Genomic DNA, 12,566 nt, shown 5'->3' on the forward strand with positions numbered 1-12,566 from the left:
CATTTCCGATGCCGCGCTTCCCGGCCCGCCGCCAGCGTTTCAGCCGACGCCGGGGCAGGAGAGGCAGCCAGGGTCAGCGGCGAGTTTCGCGGTCGAGGTTGCGACCTTCGGTGCGGCTGCGGCGCCGGTTCTCAATGGTGTAGGCCACGTCGTCGGCGGTGAAGTCGACGCGGTAGCCGCCGCGGCGTTCGTCGTAGCGAAGCTCTTCCCAGCGCACCGGCACCACTTCTTCGTCGAGGCCGAGGAAGCCGGTGGCGTGGCTGAGGACGGCGTAGCGTACTTGTCCCTCGATCTTGTCGATCATCAGCGCCTTGACGGTGCCGAGCCGCTGGTCGTCGCGGCCGTAGACGGGGGTGCCTTCGACCTTGCTGGAGGCGATGAGGTCCCTGGTCTCGTCGTACGGAATGCCGCGGCGGGCGCGGTGCTCGTCGTCGCGGGCGTTGCGGGGCGCGGTGCGAGCGCGATCGTGATCGTCTTCGTAGCGGGACGGTCCGCGGTCGTCGCGGCCACCCTGGAAAAAGCCGCGGCCGCGCTCGCGGAAGCGGTCGCGGTCGCGGCTGTCGTCGAAGCCTGAATCCCGGCGGTCGTCTGGGTAGCGGTTGTAAGCCATGGCTGGTGCCTCCTGCTGCACAGTGCCGAAGAATAAAGCGGCAGGCGGCCCGGCGTTCCGCTTGCCGGCGCGTGACCACGCGGGCTGGCGCGGGCAAGCTGCGGACCGACGAATCGGGAGGACAGCGGTGATGGCGTTGGACGAAGCAGGGATCATGGGCGGCCTGTATGGCGACGGGATCATCGCCTGCCAGGGAGCCTTCACGACCGAGTGGGCGGACCGGATGGCGATCGATATCTGGCGGGTATGGGAGCGGGTCAAGGACAAGCCGGGCGGGGCGCTGCCGCGCGGGCCCCAGCGCTTCTATGTCGAGGTGGCGCCCGAGGATATCTCCGGGTTCGTCGACATCGTAACGCACCCCTGGTTCGTGGCGGTGTGCGAGGCGGTGCTGACCCGTGACTACCGCATCGTCGAGATCGGCTTCGACATTCCGTTTCCGGGCGCCGAGGATCAGCCCTGGCACCGCGACTTTCGTGCGCCCGCCGCGACGCTGGAAGGAAGGCGCCTGAACAGCCTCGCCTTCAACCTGACGGCGATCGACACTCGGGACGAGCATGGGCCGTTCGAGATTGCGCCCGGCACGCAGTGGGACGCGATCGAGGGAGCAATCGACGGGATGTTCCCGGATCGCTCGCTATGGCGACGCTACGAGGAGCGCGCGGTGCGCAAGAAGCCTCAGCGCGGCGACATGTCCGCGCGCTCGGCGCTGACCATCCACCGCGGCACCGCCAATCGCTCAAGCGAGCCGCGACCGGTGCTGGTGGTGGGCGTCGATGCCCCCGATGCGACCAACGCCGCGCACCATGACCTGCAGGTGACGCGCAGCTATTTCGACGCGCTTCCGCCGCGTGTGCGCGATCACCTGTCCTGCCGGGTGGTCGACAGGCTCGAGATGATCGAGCAGCATCATGTGATCGAGGGTTTGCTTTAGAGCGGTCCTGGCCCTGAGCCGGACGGCGCCGTTTAGTGGTAGCGGCGGATCAGGCCGGCGAGCTTGCCCTGGATCTTGACCCGGCGCGGGTCGTAGCGCTGCGGCTCGTGCGCGCGGTTGGCGGGGTCGAGGCGGACCATCTGCCCTTCACGGCGGAAGGTCTTGAGCGTCGCTTCAGCGTCGTCGATCAGGGCGACGATGATCTCCCCCTCGCGCGCGGTGTCCGACTTGCGGATCAGGACATAGTCGCCGTCGAAGATGCCTTCGTCGACCATCGAGTCACCGCTGACTTCCAGCGCATAATGTTCGCCGGGGCCAAGCAGGGCGGCGGGGACGGGGAAGCTGTCCTGGCCCTGCAGCGCTTCGATCGGGGTCCCGGCGGCGATGCGGCCGGCGAGCGGCAGGTCGATGGTGTCGTTCGCTGCGACGACCATGCGCGGCTGCGGCGGCGTGGCCGGGGCGGCGGTGTTGCCCGGCGTGTCGGGCAGGCGCACCACCTCCAGCGCGCGGGCGCGATTGGGGAGTCGGCGGATGAACTGGCGTTCTTCGAGCGCGGAGATCAGGCGATGGACGCCCGACTTGCTCTTGAGGTCGAGCGCCTCACGCATTTCGTCGAAGCTGGGGCTGACGCCCGAGGCCTTGAGCTGCTGATCGATGTAGGTGAGCAGTTCGCGTTGCTTGACGGTGAGCATGGTTCACGAGGCCCTGTAGTGAACAGACGGAGAACGAGTAAGGAACGGAACCGGGGGTGTCAAGCGGTGTCGCGTGCGAGCCTTAGGAAGTTGGCCAGCAGAGCGAGGCCGTGGTCGCTGGCAATGCTTTCTGGGTGGAACTGGACGCCGTGGACCGGGGCAGTGCGGTGGGAGAGGGCCTGGACGGTGCCGTCGCTGCCGTGCGCGGTGGGGCGGAGCACTGGGGGGAGGGCGGCGGCGACCAGGCTGTGATAGCGGGTCATGGTGAGCGGTGAGGGCAGGTCGGCGAAGACGCCGCTGCCATCGTGGGCGATGAGGTCGGTCTTGCCGTGCATGGGGGCGGCACGCGCGATGGTGGCGCCGCTGGCGAGCGCGATCGCCTGATGGCCCAGGCAGACACCGAGCAGCGGCTTGGCACGCTCGATGCAGGCGGCGGCGAGGGGGACGGAGATGCCGGCATCGGTGGGGTGACCGGGGCCGGGGCTGATCAGCAGCGGGCCGTCGTGGGCTAGCGCCTCGACAACGGTAAGCGCGTCAGCCTGCGCGACGCTCACCGCTGCGCCTAGCTGACGGACATAGTCGACCAGCGTGAAGGTGAAGCTGTCGTGGTTGTCGACGACGAGGAGGTGCACGTTACGCCGGTGCCTCTTACTCCGCCTGGGCGCCGCCGCCGAGGATCCGGCTCCGGGCGGCGCGGATCGCGTCGTCGTTGCGGGTGACCCCCAGCTCCTTTTGCGCAGCGGCGAGCCATTGCAGCGCCAGTTCTTCGCCCGCGCTGCGCTGGAGGTTGGTGACCTCGCCGGCGATCAGCTGCGGGTTGGAAGCGGCATTGCCCGGCACCACCCGGTCGAGCTTGACGAGGTAGATGCCCGAGGGGCCCGCTGCGCGCTGTGCCTTGCCGGGCGCCAGCGTGAACAGGATGCGGAGCGGCGGGGGGACGTCCTGACCTTGCTGCGCGAACTGGGCAAGCGCGCCGCGGCGAAGCTCGATCGCTTCGGGCGCCTTGACGCCGGAGGCACCGGCTGCTGCGACCGCTTCGGCCAGCGAGCGGCCTTGGCCAACCTGCTGGAGAATGGTCGTCGCCGCGGCATTGGCGCGGTCCTGTGCGCGCTTGGCGACCAAGTCGGTGCGGACCTGGTCCTGGATGCGGACCAGCGGGGCAGGGGCGGCGGGGACTACTTCGGCGACGTCGACCAGCACATAGCCGGCATCGTTCGGGAGCGGCTCGACAACCGGCTCGTCGTCCGCGCCGATGTCGAAGCTGGCGCCTGGCACGGCGGCATATTCGGGCGGGAGCTTGAAACCGGGCTGGTCGACCGCGGCCCCGGCGCGGGTCAGCGCGGGGGTGACGAGCACGGGCAGCTTGTTGGCGGTGGCGACTTCCTCGAAGGTGCGGCCGTCGGCGAGGCTGTCCTCGACCTTGCCGACGAGATCGGCGAGGGCGTTCTTGCGCTTTTCGGCGGTGAGCTGCGCGGCGATTTCGGCGCGGACATCGGCGAGGGTGCGGCCGGAGGCGGTCTGGATGCTTTCGACCTTGATCACGTCGAAGCCGGTCGAGGACTGGACCGGGCCGACCACGCTGCCAGCGGGCGCGGAGAAGACCTGCGCGGCGACGGCTTCACCGGCGCGGGAGACGAGCTCGGCGCGGGTCACCGGACCAACGCTAACGTCGGCGGCGGAGAAGCCGGCGGGCGCGGCGGCGGCGGCGAAGGTGCCGCCCGCCTTGGCGCGCTGGGCGATGGCGGCGATGGCATTACGGTCGGGTAAGGTGGCGCGGCTGATCACTCGCTTTTCGACGCCTCCGTAAGTCGCCTGGTTCTGCTGGTAGTAGGCTGCGATTTCCTGGTCGGTCGCGGCCACTGCCCCAAGCTGTTCGGGGGTGATGCGGGCAAGGCGGAAGATGCGGCGTTCCGGCACCGTGTAGCGCGCGACATTCTGGCGGTAGAAGGTCTGCAGCTCGGCCGCGGTCGGAGCCGCGCCGCCGGTGAACGCTGCGTACGGAAGCAGCGCGATGCTGCCGCTGCGCTGCTCGAGCGAGGCGTTGGCGTACGGGCGTGCGATGCCCGGTGCGACGCGGACGCTGGCGGCGACGGGCGTGATGACGAGGCGCTGGAGCAGGCTGGTTTCGATCTCGCGGCGAACCTGCGCGTCGGTCAGGCGCTGCTGCGCGAGGAAGGCACGATACGCCTGCTCGCTGAAGCGTCCGTCGAGCCCTCGCACGCCGGGAATCTTCACGATTTCGGCGTCGACCAGCTTCTTGGACACGGTGAAGCCATGCTTGCGGGCGTAGGCCCACAAGGTGCGTTCCTGGATCAGCGCGTTGACGATCGCATCGAAGTCGCCAGCCAGGTCGGCATAAGTCGCCTGGGGGTTCTGCTGGCGGATTTGGGTCAGCCGGCGCTGCATGGCATTGTCGAGGTCGGCCGCGGTCAGTTCGACGTTGCCGACCTTGGCCAGCGTATTCTGCGGCAGGGAGCCGCCGCCCTGACTGAGGTTGGAAATGTCCGCAATCGCGAAGCTCGCCAGGATGAGCAGCAGGAACAGCACGAGGATGCCGGTCCCGACTTTGGACTTCGACAGGCGGCGGAAGGTCTTCATGGGGCGGCTGGGATCCTGAAACGAGCGGTTGCACGGCGCTTTAGGGGCGGCGCCGCCTTCCTTCAAGCAGACGGCCTTGCTAGGCGGCCCCTTGAGCGGAACTGAACGGGACTGGGCATGACCAAGCTGATCGCGGGTAACTGGAAGATGCATGGCACGGCCGCCGACCTCGGCGAGGTGCACGCGGTAGCTGAGCGCGCCGCCGAGCTTGCGGGAAAGGTTGAGGTCGCCCTGTGCGTGCCTGCGACGCTGATCCACCGCGCGGTCGAGACCGTGCCCGGTTTCGCCATCGGTGGACAAGACATCCACGCGAATGAAAACGGCGCTCACACCGGAGATTGCTCGGCGGACATGCTGCGCGATGCGGGCGCAAGGGTTGTCATCGTGGGGCATAGCGAGCGGCGCGACGCTCATCGCGAGGCAGATGCCGATGTCCGCGCCAAAGCTGAAAGCGGGCTGGCAGCCGGACTTCGGGTCATTCTGTGTGTCGGGGAAAGCGATGCGGAGCGGGAAGCCGGTCGCGCGGTCGATGTCGTGACGGCTCAACTCGCCGCCTCTCTTCCACGCGGAAACACGGCCGCGCTCAGGGCGCCGGGCCTCGACGTCGCTTATGAGCCCATCTGGGCCATCGGCACTGGCAAGGTGCCAACCACCGCCGACATTGCCGAGATGCACGCGGCGCTTAGACAAACCCTGCTGGCCGAACTCGGCCCGGACGGGTCAAACGTGCGCATCCTCTACGGCGGGTCCGTCAAGAGCAGTAATGCGGCCGAGATCTTTGCGGTGCCGGAGGTCGGCGGAGCGCTGGTCGGGGGCGCGAGCCTGAAGGCTGCGGACTTCCTGCCGATCGTCGAGGCAGGCGCGGTCTGAGGGCCGACCCGCGATTGAACTTTGGCGGTCCCGCCGCTAAGTGGCCGCGCGAACCTTCCTTACCTGAAAGCCGTCATGTTCACCTTCCTGCTTATTGTCGAGGCGATCGTCGCGGTCGCGCTGTGCACCGTGATCCTGCTCCAGCGCTCCGAGGGCGGCGGGCTTGGCGTCGGCGGTTCGTCGGCAGGCTTCATGACGGCGCGCGGCGCGGCCGATTTCCTGAGCCGCGCGACGGCGTGGCTGGGCGGCGCATTCATCGTGCTGTGCATCGCGCTGGCGGCGCTGGCCGGCACGCGGAGCGACGGTGTGTCGGTTGATGCTTCCATCGCCAACGCCCCGATTCAGGCGCCCGCTCAGCAGGCTCCGGCCACCGCCCCGGCGACGACGCCGACTCCGGCGCCGGCCGACAATGGCGCGGTGCCGCTGGCGCAGTAACAATCGCGTCGTCCCGGCAAGGCCGGGACCTCGTGCAATGAAGCGCTTTCCGCCTGAGGTCCCGGCCTGCGCCGGGACGACGGACAAGTTTTTGCGCTTGCTTCCTCCCCCCTCTCATCCCTAAGGCCCGACTCCCATGGCGCGGTTTGTTTTCGTTACCGGCGGCGTGGTCTCCAGCCTCGGCAAAGGTCTCCTCTCGGCTAGTCTTGCAGCCTGTCTGCAGGCGCGCGGCTACAAGTGCCGCATCCGCAAGTTCGACCCCTATCTGAACGTCGATCCGGGGACGATGAGCCCCTATCAGCATGGCGAAGTCTATGTGACCGACGACGGGGCGGAGAGCGATCTCGACCTCGGCCATTACGAACGCTTCACCGGCGTGTCGGCGCGGCAGTCGGACAATGTCACGACCGGCCGCATCTACCGCGACATCATCGCCCGCGAGCGGCGCGGCGATTACCTTGGCGCGACGGTGCAGGTGATCCCGCACGTCACCAACGCGATCAAGGAATTCGCGCTGGCCGACACCGACGGGCTGGATTTCGTGATCTGCGAGATCGGCGGCACGGTCGGCGATATCGAGAGCCTGCCCTACATCGAAGCGCTGCGGCAGCTGAGGAACGACCTTGGCCGGGGCAATACGGTCAGCGTCCACACCACCTTGGTGCCGTGGATCAAGGTCGCGGGCGAGCTCAAGACCAAGCCGACGCAGCATAGCGTGCGCGAGATCGCGTCACTTGGCGTGCAGCCCGACGTGCTGCTGTGCCGCTGCGAAATGCCGATCCCGGAAGCCGAGCGGGCCAAGATCGCGCAATTCTGCAATGTGCCCAAGAGCGCGGTGATCCAGGCGCTGGACGCGCGGTCGATCTACGACGTGCCGCTGCAATATCACCGCGAAGGCCTCGACGACGAGGTGCTGAAGGCGTTCGGGCTGCCGACCGACCCGCGCCCGGATCTCAGCCGGTGGGAGCAGGTGATGGATGCGGTCGATCATCCCGAGGGCGAGGTGACGATCGGCGTGGTCGGCAAGTATGTCGGCCTGCCCGACGCTTACAAGTCGCTTCGCGAGGCGCTGGTTCACGGCGGCATCGCCAACCGGGTCAAGGTCAATATCAAGTGGGTCGACGCCGAGCTGTTCGAGAAGCCCGATGGCGACACGATCAGCGAGCTGGAGCCGATGCACGCGATCCTGGTGCCGGGCGGCTTCGGCGAGCGCGGGACCGAGGGCAAGATCGCGTCGGTGCGCTTCGCCAAGGAGCGCAAGGTGCCGTTCTTCGGCATCTGCCTCGGCATGCAGATGGCCTGCATTGAAGGCGCCCGGGCGGCCGGGGTCGAGGGCGCTTCCTCGACCGAGTTCGGCGATACGACCGAGCCGGTGGTCGGCATGATCACCGAGTGGATGAGCGAAGAGGGCTTGCAGGAGCGCCGCGCCGGGGGTGATCTTGGCGGGACGATGCGGCTCGGCGCATATGAGGCGACGCTGGGCGGCAACAGCCATGTCGCGGCCATCTACGGCACGACCCAGATCACCGAGCGGCATCGTCATCGCTACGAGGTGAATTCGCATTACAAGGCGGATCTCGAGAAGAGCGGCCTGGTGTTCAGCGGCATGTCGCCCGATGGTCGCCTGCCCGAGATCGTCGAGCGGCCCGATCATCCGTGGTTCGTGGGCGTGCAGTTTCATCCTGAATACAAGAGCCGCCCGTTCGACCCGCATCCGCTGTTCGCGAGCTTCATCGCGGCGGCGGTGAAGCAGAGCCGATTGGTCTAGGACTGACGCTCCCTATATCGGGCGGATGAACGCGCCCGCCTCGACAACACGCCGCGCCATCCTCGTCCGCATGGTGATGCCGGGGCACGTCTGCCCGTTTGGTTTGAAGGCGCTGCATCTGTTGAAAAGCCGCGGTTATACGGTTGAGGACCGGCATCTGACGACGCGTGAGGAAACCGACGCGTTCAAGGCCGAGGTGGGCGTCAAGACGACGCCGCAGGTGTTCCTCGACGGCCAGCGCATTGGCGGGCACGACGATCTGCGGCGGTTCCTAGGGCTTCGCGTCGCCGAGCCGGGGGAGACCAGCTATCGGCCGGTTGCGGCGTTGTTCGGCATGACGGCGGCGATGGCGCTGGCGCTGAGCTATGCGGTGTTCGGAAGCGCCCTGACGGTGATGGCGGGCGAATGGTTCATCGCGCTGTCGATGTGCGTGCTGGCGCTGCTCAAGTTGCAGGACATCGGCAAATTCTCGTCGATGTTCCTCAACTACGACCTGCTGGCGCGGCGCTGGGTGCCTTATGCGAGCCTGTATCCGTGGCTGGAGGGACTGGCCGGCGTGCTGATGCTGTCGGGCGCGGCGATGTGGCTGTCGGTGCCGATTGCGCTGTTCATCGGCGGGATCGGCGCGGTGTCGGTGTTCAAGGCGGTATACGTCGACAAGCGCGAGCTGAAGTGCGCGTGCGTCGGCGGGTCGTCCAACGTGCCGCTGGGCTTCGTCTCGCTGACTGAGAATGTGATGATGGTGGTGATGGCGCTGTGGATGGTGGCCAAGTGATCGCTTGTCGGCGGCCGCCGGCTCGCCCATGTGGGCGGTGATGCGGCTGTTGCTCGCCTTGTTCGCCTTCGTGGCGTTGGCCTTGGCGCCGCTTGGCATGCCGGCCGAAGCGCGGGCGATGGACGATCATTGCACCGAGATGGCCGGCATGGAGCATCACGGGGCCAAGCCCGATCCGTCAGCGCCGCAGCCGAGCAAGAGCTGCTGCACGGCGATGCCGGCGGCACTGCCCGAAGCGGACGCGGCCTTGCCCATGCCGATGCTTCACGCCCCCGCGGACCAAGGTGCTGACCTTGCAGGTCGGCCCTCGCCGCGAGGTCGAAGTCCCGCCGCCGCGGGCCTGATCCGCTTCCACCAGCCGGCCTGCCGAGTTGCGGGCCAACGCTACGGATGAGGGTGTCGACGCGCGCCCGTGTGATCAGGATTTCACGATGACCAAGACCCTTCTTCTTGAGGCCAGCAGCCTGTTGACGCTGCTCGCCGCCACCCCCGCTGCCGCGCAGCATGCCGGGCATCAAGGGCATAATATGCCGATGCCGGCACCGACCCCGGCGCCCGAAGCGCCGACGCCTGTGACGATCCCCGACCCTCATGCCGGCCACCAGATGCCCGCCGCCGATCCGCATGCCGGGCATGACATGGGGCCGATGGACGACGGCAGCCACGACGAGATGAGTGGTGCGCTCGGCTCGTACCCGATGGGCCGCGAATCCTCCGGCACTTCGTGGCAGCCGGATTCGGCGGAGCACCGCGGGTTGATGACCATGGCCGGCGACTGGATGCTGATGGGCCATGCCGACTTGTTCGGGGTCTATTCCAACCAGGGCAGCCGCCGCGGCGACGACAAATTGTTCGGTGCCGGCATGATCATGGGCATGGCCCGGCGCCCGGTCGGAGGCGGCACGCTGCAGTTGCGCGCCGGGTTCAGCCCCGATCCGCTGATGGGCAAGAGCGGTTATCCGCTGCTGCTGGCGAGCGGCGAGACCGCGGACGGGGTCAACCGCCTGATCGACCGCCAGCACCCGCATGATTTCGTGATGGAGCTGTCGGCCAGCCTGTCCCAACCGATTGGGGCTAACAGCAGCGTGTTCGTCTATGGCGGGCTGCCGGGTGAGCCGGCGTTCGGGCCGGGCGCCTTCATGCACCGCGAATCGATCATGGACTCGCCCGAAGCGCCGATCAGCCACCATTGGCTCGATTCGCAGCACATCAGTTTCGGCGTGCTGACGGGCGGCGTGGTGCTCGACCGGCTCAAGGTCGAGGTGTCGCGCTTCAACGGGCGCGAGCCGGACCAGTATCGCTGGAATATCGAGACCGGGCCGCTGGATTCGACCGCGGTGCGGGTCAGCGTCAATCCGACCCGCGACCTGGCGCTGCAGGCGAGCTGGGCCCGCCTCAAGGATCCCGAGCAGCTCGAGCCCGGCGTCAACCAGACACGGCTGTCGGCGAGCGGCATCTACGCGACGGATCTGGCGAACGGATGGCGCTCGGCCTCGACGCTGGCATGGGGTCGCAAGAGCGCCGAAGGCCATCATTACGATGCGTTCGTCGCTGAAAGCTCGCTCAAGAAAGGGCTGTGGACCATCTTCGGCCGGGGCGAGATGACCGAGAATAGCGAGCTGATCCAGATCGATCACGAGGACGAGGATCATCACGGCGAGGCGTTTACCGTCGGCAAGGTGTCGGCCGGGGCGATCCGGGACTTCGCCATCGGGCCGCATGTGAAGCTCGGCGTCGGCGGTTTGGTTGCGGTCAACTTCGTGCCCGAGGGCCTGCGCGCCGATTATCGCAAGGCGCGGCCGCTCGGCGGCATGGCGTTCGTGCGGCTCAAGATCGGCTAGTCCGCTTTCGCGGGGGCGCGGCTTGCGCTAGGTGTCGGGGATGATTCATCTTCTTCTCGCCGCCGCGCTTGCCGTCGCTCCCGCCATCGCTCCTGCTCCCGCGCAAGAGCATGCCGGCCACCACCAGGGCATGAAGCATGAAGGGCCTTGCTGTCCCAAAGACGGCAAGCCGATGGATTGCTGCAAGGACAAGCCGATGCCCTGCTGCGAGAAAAAGGCTGCGGCTGAGGCGCCTGCCGCCGAGGGGCATGGCGCCCACGAGCATGATCACTAAGTAAGCAATCCCATGAGTGAGACCATCCACAGCCGCCTGATCGTATTGGGCTCCGGCCCGGCCGGCCTGACCGCCGCCATCTATGCCGCCCGCGCTGGTCTCCAGCCGATCGTCATTCAGGGCATCCAGCCCGGCGGCCAGCTGACGACCACCACCGACGTCGAGAATTATCCCGGCTTCCGCGATGTAATCCAGGGGCCGTGGCTAATGGAAGAGATGCAGGCGCAGGCCGAGCATGTCGGCACGCGCATGGTGTGGGATCATATCGAGCGGGTCGAGCTGAACGGCCGCCCGTTCCGCCTCCATGGCGACAGCGGCACGACCTATCTTGCCGACACGTTGGTCATCGCGACCGGCGCCCAAGCGAAGTGGCTGGGGTTGCCGACGGAAGAGCGGATGAAGGGCAAGGGCGCCAGCGCCTGTGCGACCTGCGACGGCTTCTTCTATCGCGGCAAGAAGGTGGCGGTGATCGGCGGCGGCAATACCGCGGTCGAGGAAGCGCTTTACCTCACCAACCACTCGGACGACGTGACCCTGATCCACCGCCGCGACAGCTTTCGCGCGGAGAAGATCCTTCAGGACCGCTTGTTCGCCCACAAGGCGATCAAGGTCATCTGGAACAGCGAAGTGGACGAGTTCCTGTCGGGCGGGGAGCCGGAGGCGCTGACCGGGCTCAGGCTCAAGAACCGGGTCACCGGGGAGCTGAGCGACTTGCATGTCGATGGCGCTTTCGTGGCGATCGGGCACAAGCCTGCGACCGAACTGTTTGCCGGCCAGCTCGAGCTGGACGAAGACGGCTATCTGAAAGTCGAGACGGGCTCGACCCGGACCAACATCGCCGGCGTGTTCGCCTGCGGCGACGTTATGGACAAGACTTATCGCCAGGCGGTGACCGCGGCGGGCACGGGCTGCATGGCCGCGCTCGACGCTGAGCGGTTCCTGGCGGCCGAAGAATTTGCGGAGTTGCAGGCGGCTGAGTGAGTGTGGCTCGCGCGACAGGGCTGTTTGTCCGCTATGGGTGGAAAGCGGACATCGGCTAATCGCGAAATGAGCCGCATGTTCTTGAGGTGGGGTCATCGAGTTCTGCTTGGAAATGAGTCCGAATGTCCCTGAGAACATCTTTTCTTTCGCGCAGCCCTTCGGACGAGAGAGCGTCAGCAAGATGCTGCGCTGCATCCGCCAAGATAATGCCCCATGCTCTTTCTTCAGCGATGCATTGCGCTTCGTAGACGCCGATATTCATCGCGCAGTGCAGTCGATGTTCTGCAATCCACACACGCATCATCTCAAATGCTCGTGGGTCTCGCGTAGCGGCAGGCGGTATTCCAAGCTCAGTCACGGCAGCCCATCCAGTTTCCTCAACGGTCGCGTGTGGCAGACCAAGGTAACTGGCTGCAACCGTCTAACTGGATGTCCGCTTTGGGTCGTAAGCGGACGTTTGCGGAGCGCCATGCGGTCGGGAGCGCGCGCGACGATTAGTCGTGTCGCAAAGGCTTAACCAACCGCTCCACAAAGGCTTTCAGCGAGCCGAGGCTGGCGAAATCTTCCGCTTCGACGTCGCTGTCCTCGATCAGTACCGAGAAGGTCTCTTCGATCCCCGTGAGGAGATTGGCGACCGCCATCGAATCGAACTCGGCTAAGGCGCCGAACAATTCGGTGCTGTCATCGAAGGTGTCGACTCGGGCAGCGGGAAGGCCAAGCGTCTCGGCCAGCAATCGGCGGAGCGCAGGGTCGACGTCGGCCGACGGGATCTGAGGCTGGGCGGCCATGGT

The 12,566-nt window shown here is 67.0% G+C and carries 15 protein-coding genes; 9 read left to right on the plus strand and 6 right to left on the minus strand.

From position 1 onward, the window contains the following. Window positions 1-73 precede the first annotated feature (73 nt). On the minus strand, window positions 74-610 hold the full coding sequence (locus tag ACP69Z_RS08320) for a PRC-barrel domain-containing protein (RefSeq protein WP_426267036.1): 537 nt from the start codon (window positions 608-610) through the stop codon (window positions 74-76). Window positions 611-740: 130 nt separating this feature from the next. Here ACP69Z_RS08320 and ACP69Z_RS08325 point away from each other — a divergent pair, with 130 nt between their 5' ends. Beyond that, window positions 741-1,541 (plus strand): phytanoyl-CoA dioxygenase family protein, encoded by an 801-nt coding sequence (locus ACP69Z_RS08325; RefSeq protein WP_426267037.1) that lies wholly within the window; start codon window positions 741-743, stop codon window positions 1,539-1,541. Between the two features lie 32 nt (window positions 1,542-1,573). On the opposite strand, the gene lexA is transcribed toward ACP69Z_RS08325, so the two are convergent. Genes lexA through ACP69Z_RS08340 form a run of 3 tightly spaced genes read right to left on the minus strand, consistent with a single transcriptional unit; the run spans window position 1,574 to window position 4,831 of the window. Next, a complete protein-coding gene (gene lexA, locus ACP69Z_RS08330) occupies window positions 1,574-2,233 on the minus strand; it encodes a transcriptional repressor LexA (RefSeq protein ID WP_426267038.1) in 660 nt (219 codons plus the stop codon). Window positions 2,234-2,292: 59 nt separating this feature from the next. Beyond that, the gene (locus tag ACP69Z_RS08335; RefSeq protein ID WP_426267039.1) at window positions 2,293-2,865 is read right to left on the minus strand and encodes an anthranilate synthase component II; all 573 of its coding nucleotides are present in this window, start codon (window positions 2,863-2,865) and stop codon (window positions 2,293-2,295) included. A 16-nt stretch (window positions 2,866-2,881) separates the two neighbouring features. Further along, complete coding sequence (locus ACP69Z_RS08340) at window positions 2,882-4,831, minus strand: SurA N-terminal domain-containing protein (protein WP_426267040.1); 1,950 nt, start codon at window positions 4,829-4,831, stop codon at window positions 2,882-2,884. 117 nt (window positions 4,832-4,948) lie between these two features. On the opposite strand from ACP69Z_RS08340, the gene tpiA reads away from it, so the two are divergent. The 8 genes from tpiA (at window position 4,949) to trxB (ending at window position 11,775) form a co-directional block, all read left to right on the plus strand. Beyond that, entirely contained in the window at window positions 4,949-5,701 is a 753-nt protein-coding gene (gene tpiA, locus ACP69Z_RS08345) for a triose-phosphate isomerase (RefSeq protein WP_426267041.1), read from the plus strand. A 75-nt stretch (window positions 5,702-5,776) separates the two neighbouring features. Then, window positions 5,777-6,136, plus strand: coding sequence for a preprotein translocase subunit SecG (gene secG / locus ACP69Z_RS08350; protein ID WP_426267042.1), 360 nt, complete (start codon window positions 5,777-5,779; stop codon window positions 6,134-6,136). 136 nt (window positions 6,137-6,272) lie between these two features. Next, window positions 6,273-7,904, plus strand: coding sequence for a CTP synthase (locus ACP69Z_RS08355; RefSeq protein WP_426267043.1), 1,632 nt, complete (start codon window positions 6,273-6,275; stop codon window positions 7,902-7,904). A 25-nt stretch (window positions 7,905-7,929) separates the two neighbouring features. Next, window positions 7,930-8,679 carry a MauE/DoxX family redox-associated membrane protein gene (locus ACP69Z_RS08360; RefSeq protein ID WP_426267044.1) on the plus strand — a complete coding sequence of 250 codons (750 nt, stop codon included), beginning with the start codon at window positions 7,930-7,932 and terminating at the stop codon, window positions 8,677-8,679. Window positions 8,680-8,719: 40 nt separating this feature from the next. Continuing rightward, window positions 8,720-9,073, plus strand: coding sequence for a hypothetical protein (locus ACP69Z_RS08365; protein ID WP_426267045.1), 354 nt, complete (start codon window positions 8,720-8,722; stop codon window positions 9,071-9,073). Between the two features lie 37 nt (window positions 9,074-9,110). Beyond that, window positions 9,111-10,520: a hypothetical protein gene (locus tag ACP69Z_RS08370; protein ID WP_426267046.1), complete on the plus strand. Its 1,410-nt coding sequence runs from the start codon at window positions 9,111-9,113 to the stop codon at window positions 10,518-10,520. 40 nt (window positions 10,521-10,560) lie between these two features. Then, window positions 10,561-10,794, plus strand: a complete 234-nt coding sequence (locus ACP69Z_RS08375) for a hypothetical protein (RefSeq protein ID WP_426267047.1) — start codon at window positions 10,561-10,563, stop codon at window positions 10,792-10,794. A gap of 12 nt (window positions 10,795-10,806) precedes the next feature. After that, complete coding sequence (trxB, locus tag ACP69Z_RS08380; RefSeq protein ID WP_426267048.1) at window positions 10,807-11,775, plus strand: thioredoxin-disulfide reductase; 969 nt, start codon at window positions 10,807-10,809, stop codon at window positions 11,773-11,775. A gap of 55 nt (window positions 11,776-11,830) precedes the next feature. Here trxB and ACP69Z_RS08385 read toward each other — a convergent pair whose 3' ends face one another. Then, complete coding sequence (locus tag ACP69Z_RS08385) at window positions 11,831-12,133, minus strand: DUF5076 domain-containing protein (protein ID WP_426267049.1); 303 nt, start codon at window positions 12,131-12,133, stop codon at window positions 11,831-11,833. Between the two features lie 136 nt (window positions 12,134-12,269). After that, window positions 12,270-12,563: an acyl carrier protein gene (locus ACP69Z_RS08390; RefSeq protein WP_426267050.1), complete on the minus strand. Its 294-nt coding sequence runs from the start codon at window positions 12,561-12,563 to the stop codon at window positions 12,270-12,272. Window positions 12,564-12,566: the final 3 nt, after the last annotated feature.

It is taken from the genome of Sphingomonas sp. LHG3443-2, from assembly GCF_049896405.1.
GTDB lineage: Bacteria > Pseudomonadota > Alphaproteobacteria > Sphingomonadales > Sphingomonadaceae > Sphingomicrobium.

Coding starts and splice junctions, on each gene's coding strand:
- ACP69Z_RS08320 (WP_426267036.1), bottom strand. CDS start 610: ATGGCTTACAACCGCTACCCAGACGACCGCCGGGATTCAGGCTTCGAC.
- ACP69Z_RS08325 (WP_426267037.1), top strand. CDS start 741: ATGGCGTTGGACGAAGCAGGGATCATGGGCGGCCTGTATGGCGACGGG.
- lexA (WP_426267038.1), bottom strand. CDS start 2,233: ATGCTCACCGTCAAGCAACGCGAACTGCTCACCTACATCGATCAGCAG.
- ACP69Z_RS08340 (WP_426267040.1), bottom strand. CDS start 4,831: ATGAAGACCTTCCGCCGCCTGTCGAAGTCCAAAGTCGGGACCGGCATC.
- tpiA (WP_426267041.1), top strand. CDS start 4,949: ATGACCAAGCTGATCGCGGGTAACTGGAAGATGCATGGCACGGCCGCC.
- secG (WP_426267042.1), top strand. CDS start 5,777: ATGTTCACCTTCCTGCTTATTGTCGAGGCGATCGTCGCGGTCGCGCTG.
- ACP69Z_RS08355 (WP_426267043.1), top strand. CDS start 6,273: ATGGCGCGGTTTGTTTTCGTTACCGGCGGCGTGGTCTCCAGCCTCGGC.
- ACP69Z_RS08360 (WP_426267044.1), top strand. CDS start 7,930: ATGAACGCGCCCGCCTCGACAACACGCCGCGCCATCCTCGTCCGCATG.
- ACP69Z_RS08365 (WP_426267045.1), top strand. CDS start 8,720: ATGCGGCTGTTGCTCGCCTTGTTCGCCTTCGTGGCGTTGGCCTTGGCG.
- ACP69Z_RS08370 (WP_426267046.1), top strand. CDS start 9,111: ATGACCAAGACCCTTCTTCTTGAGGCCAGCAGCCTGTTGACGCTGCTC.
- ACP69Z_RS08375 (WP_426267047.1), top strand. CDS start 10,561: ATGATTCATCTTCTTCTCGCCGCCGCGCTTGCCGTCGCTCCCGCCATC.
- trxB (WP_426267048.1), top strand. CDS start 10,807: ATGAGTGAGACCATCCACAGCCGCCTGATCGTATTGGGCTCCGGCCCG.
- ACP69Z_RS08390 (WP_426267050.1), bottom strand. CDS start 12,563: ATGGCCGCCCAGCCTCAGATCCCGTCGGCCGACGTCGACCCTGCGCTC.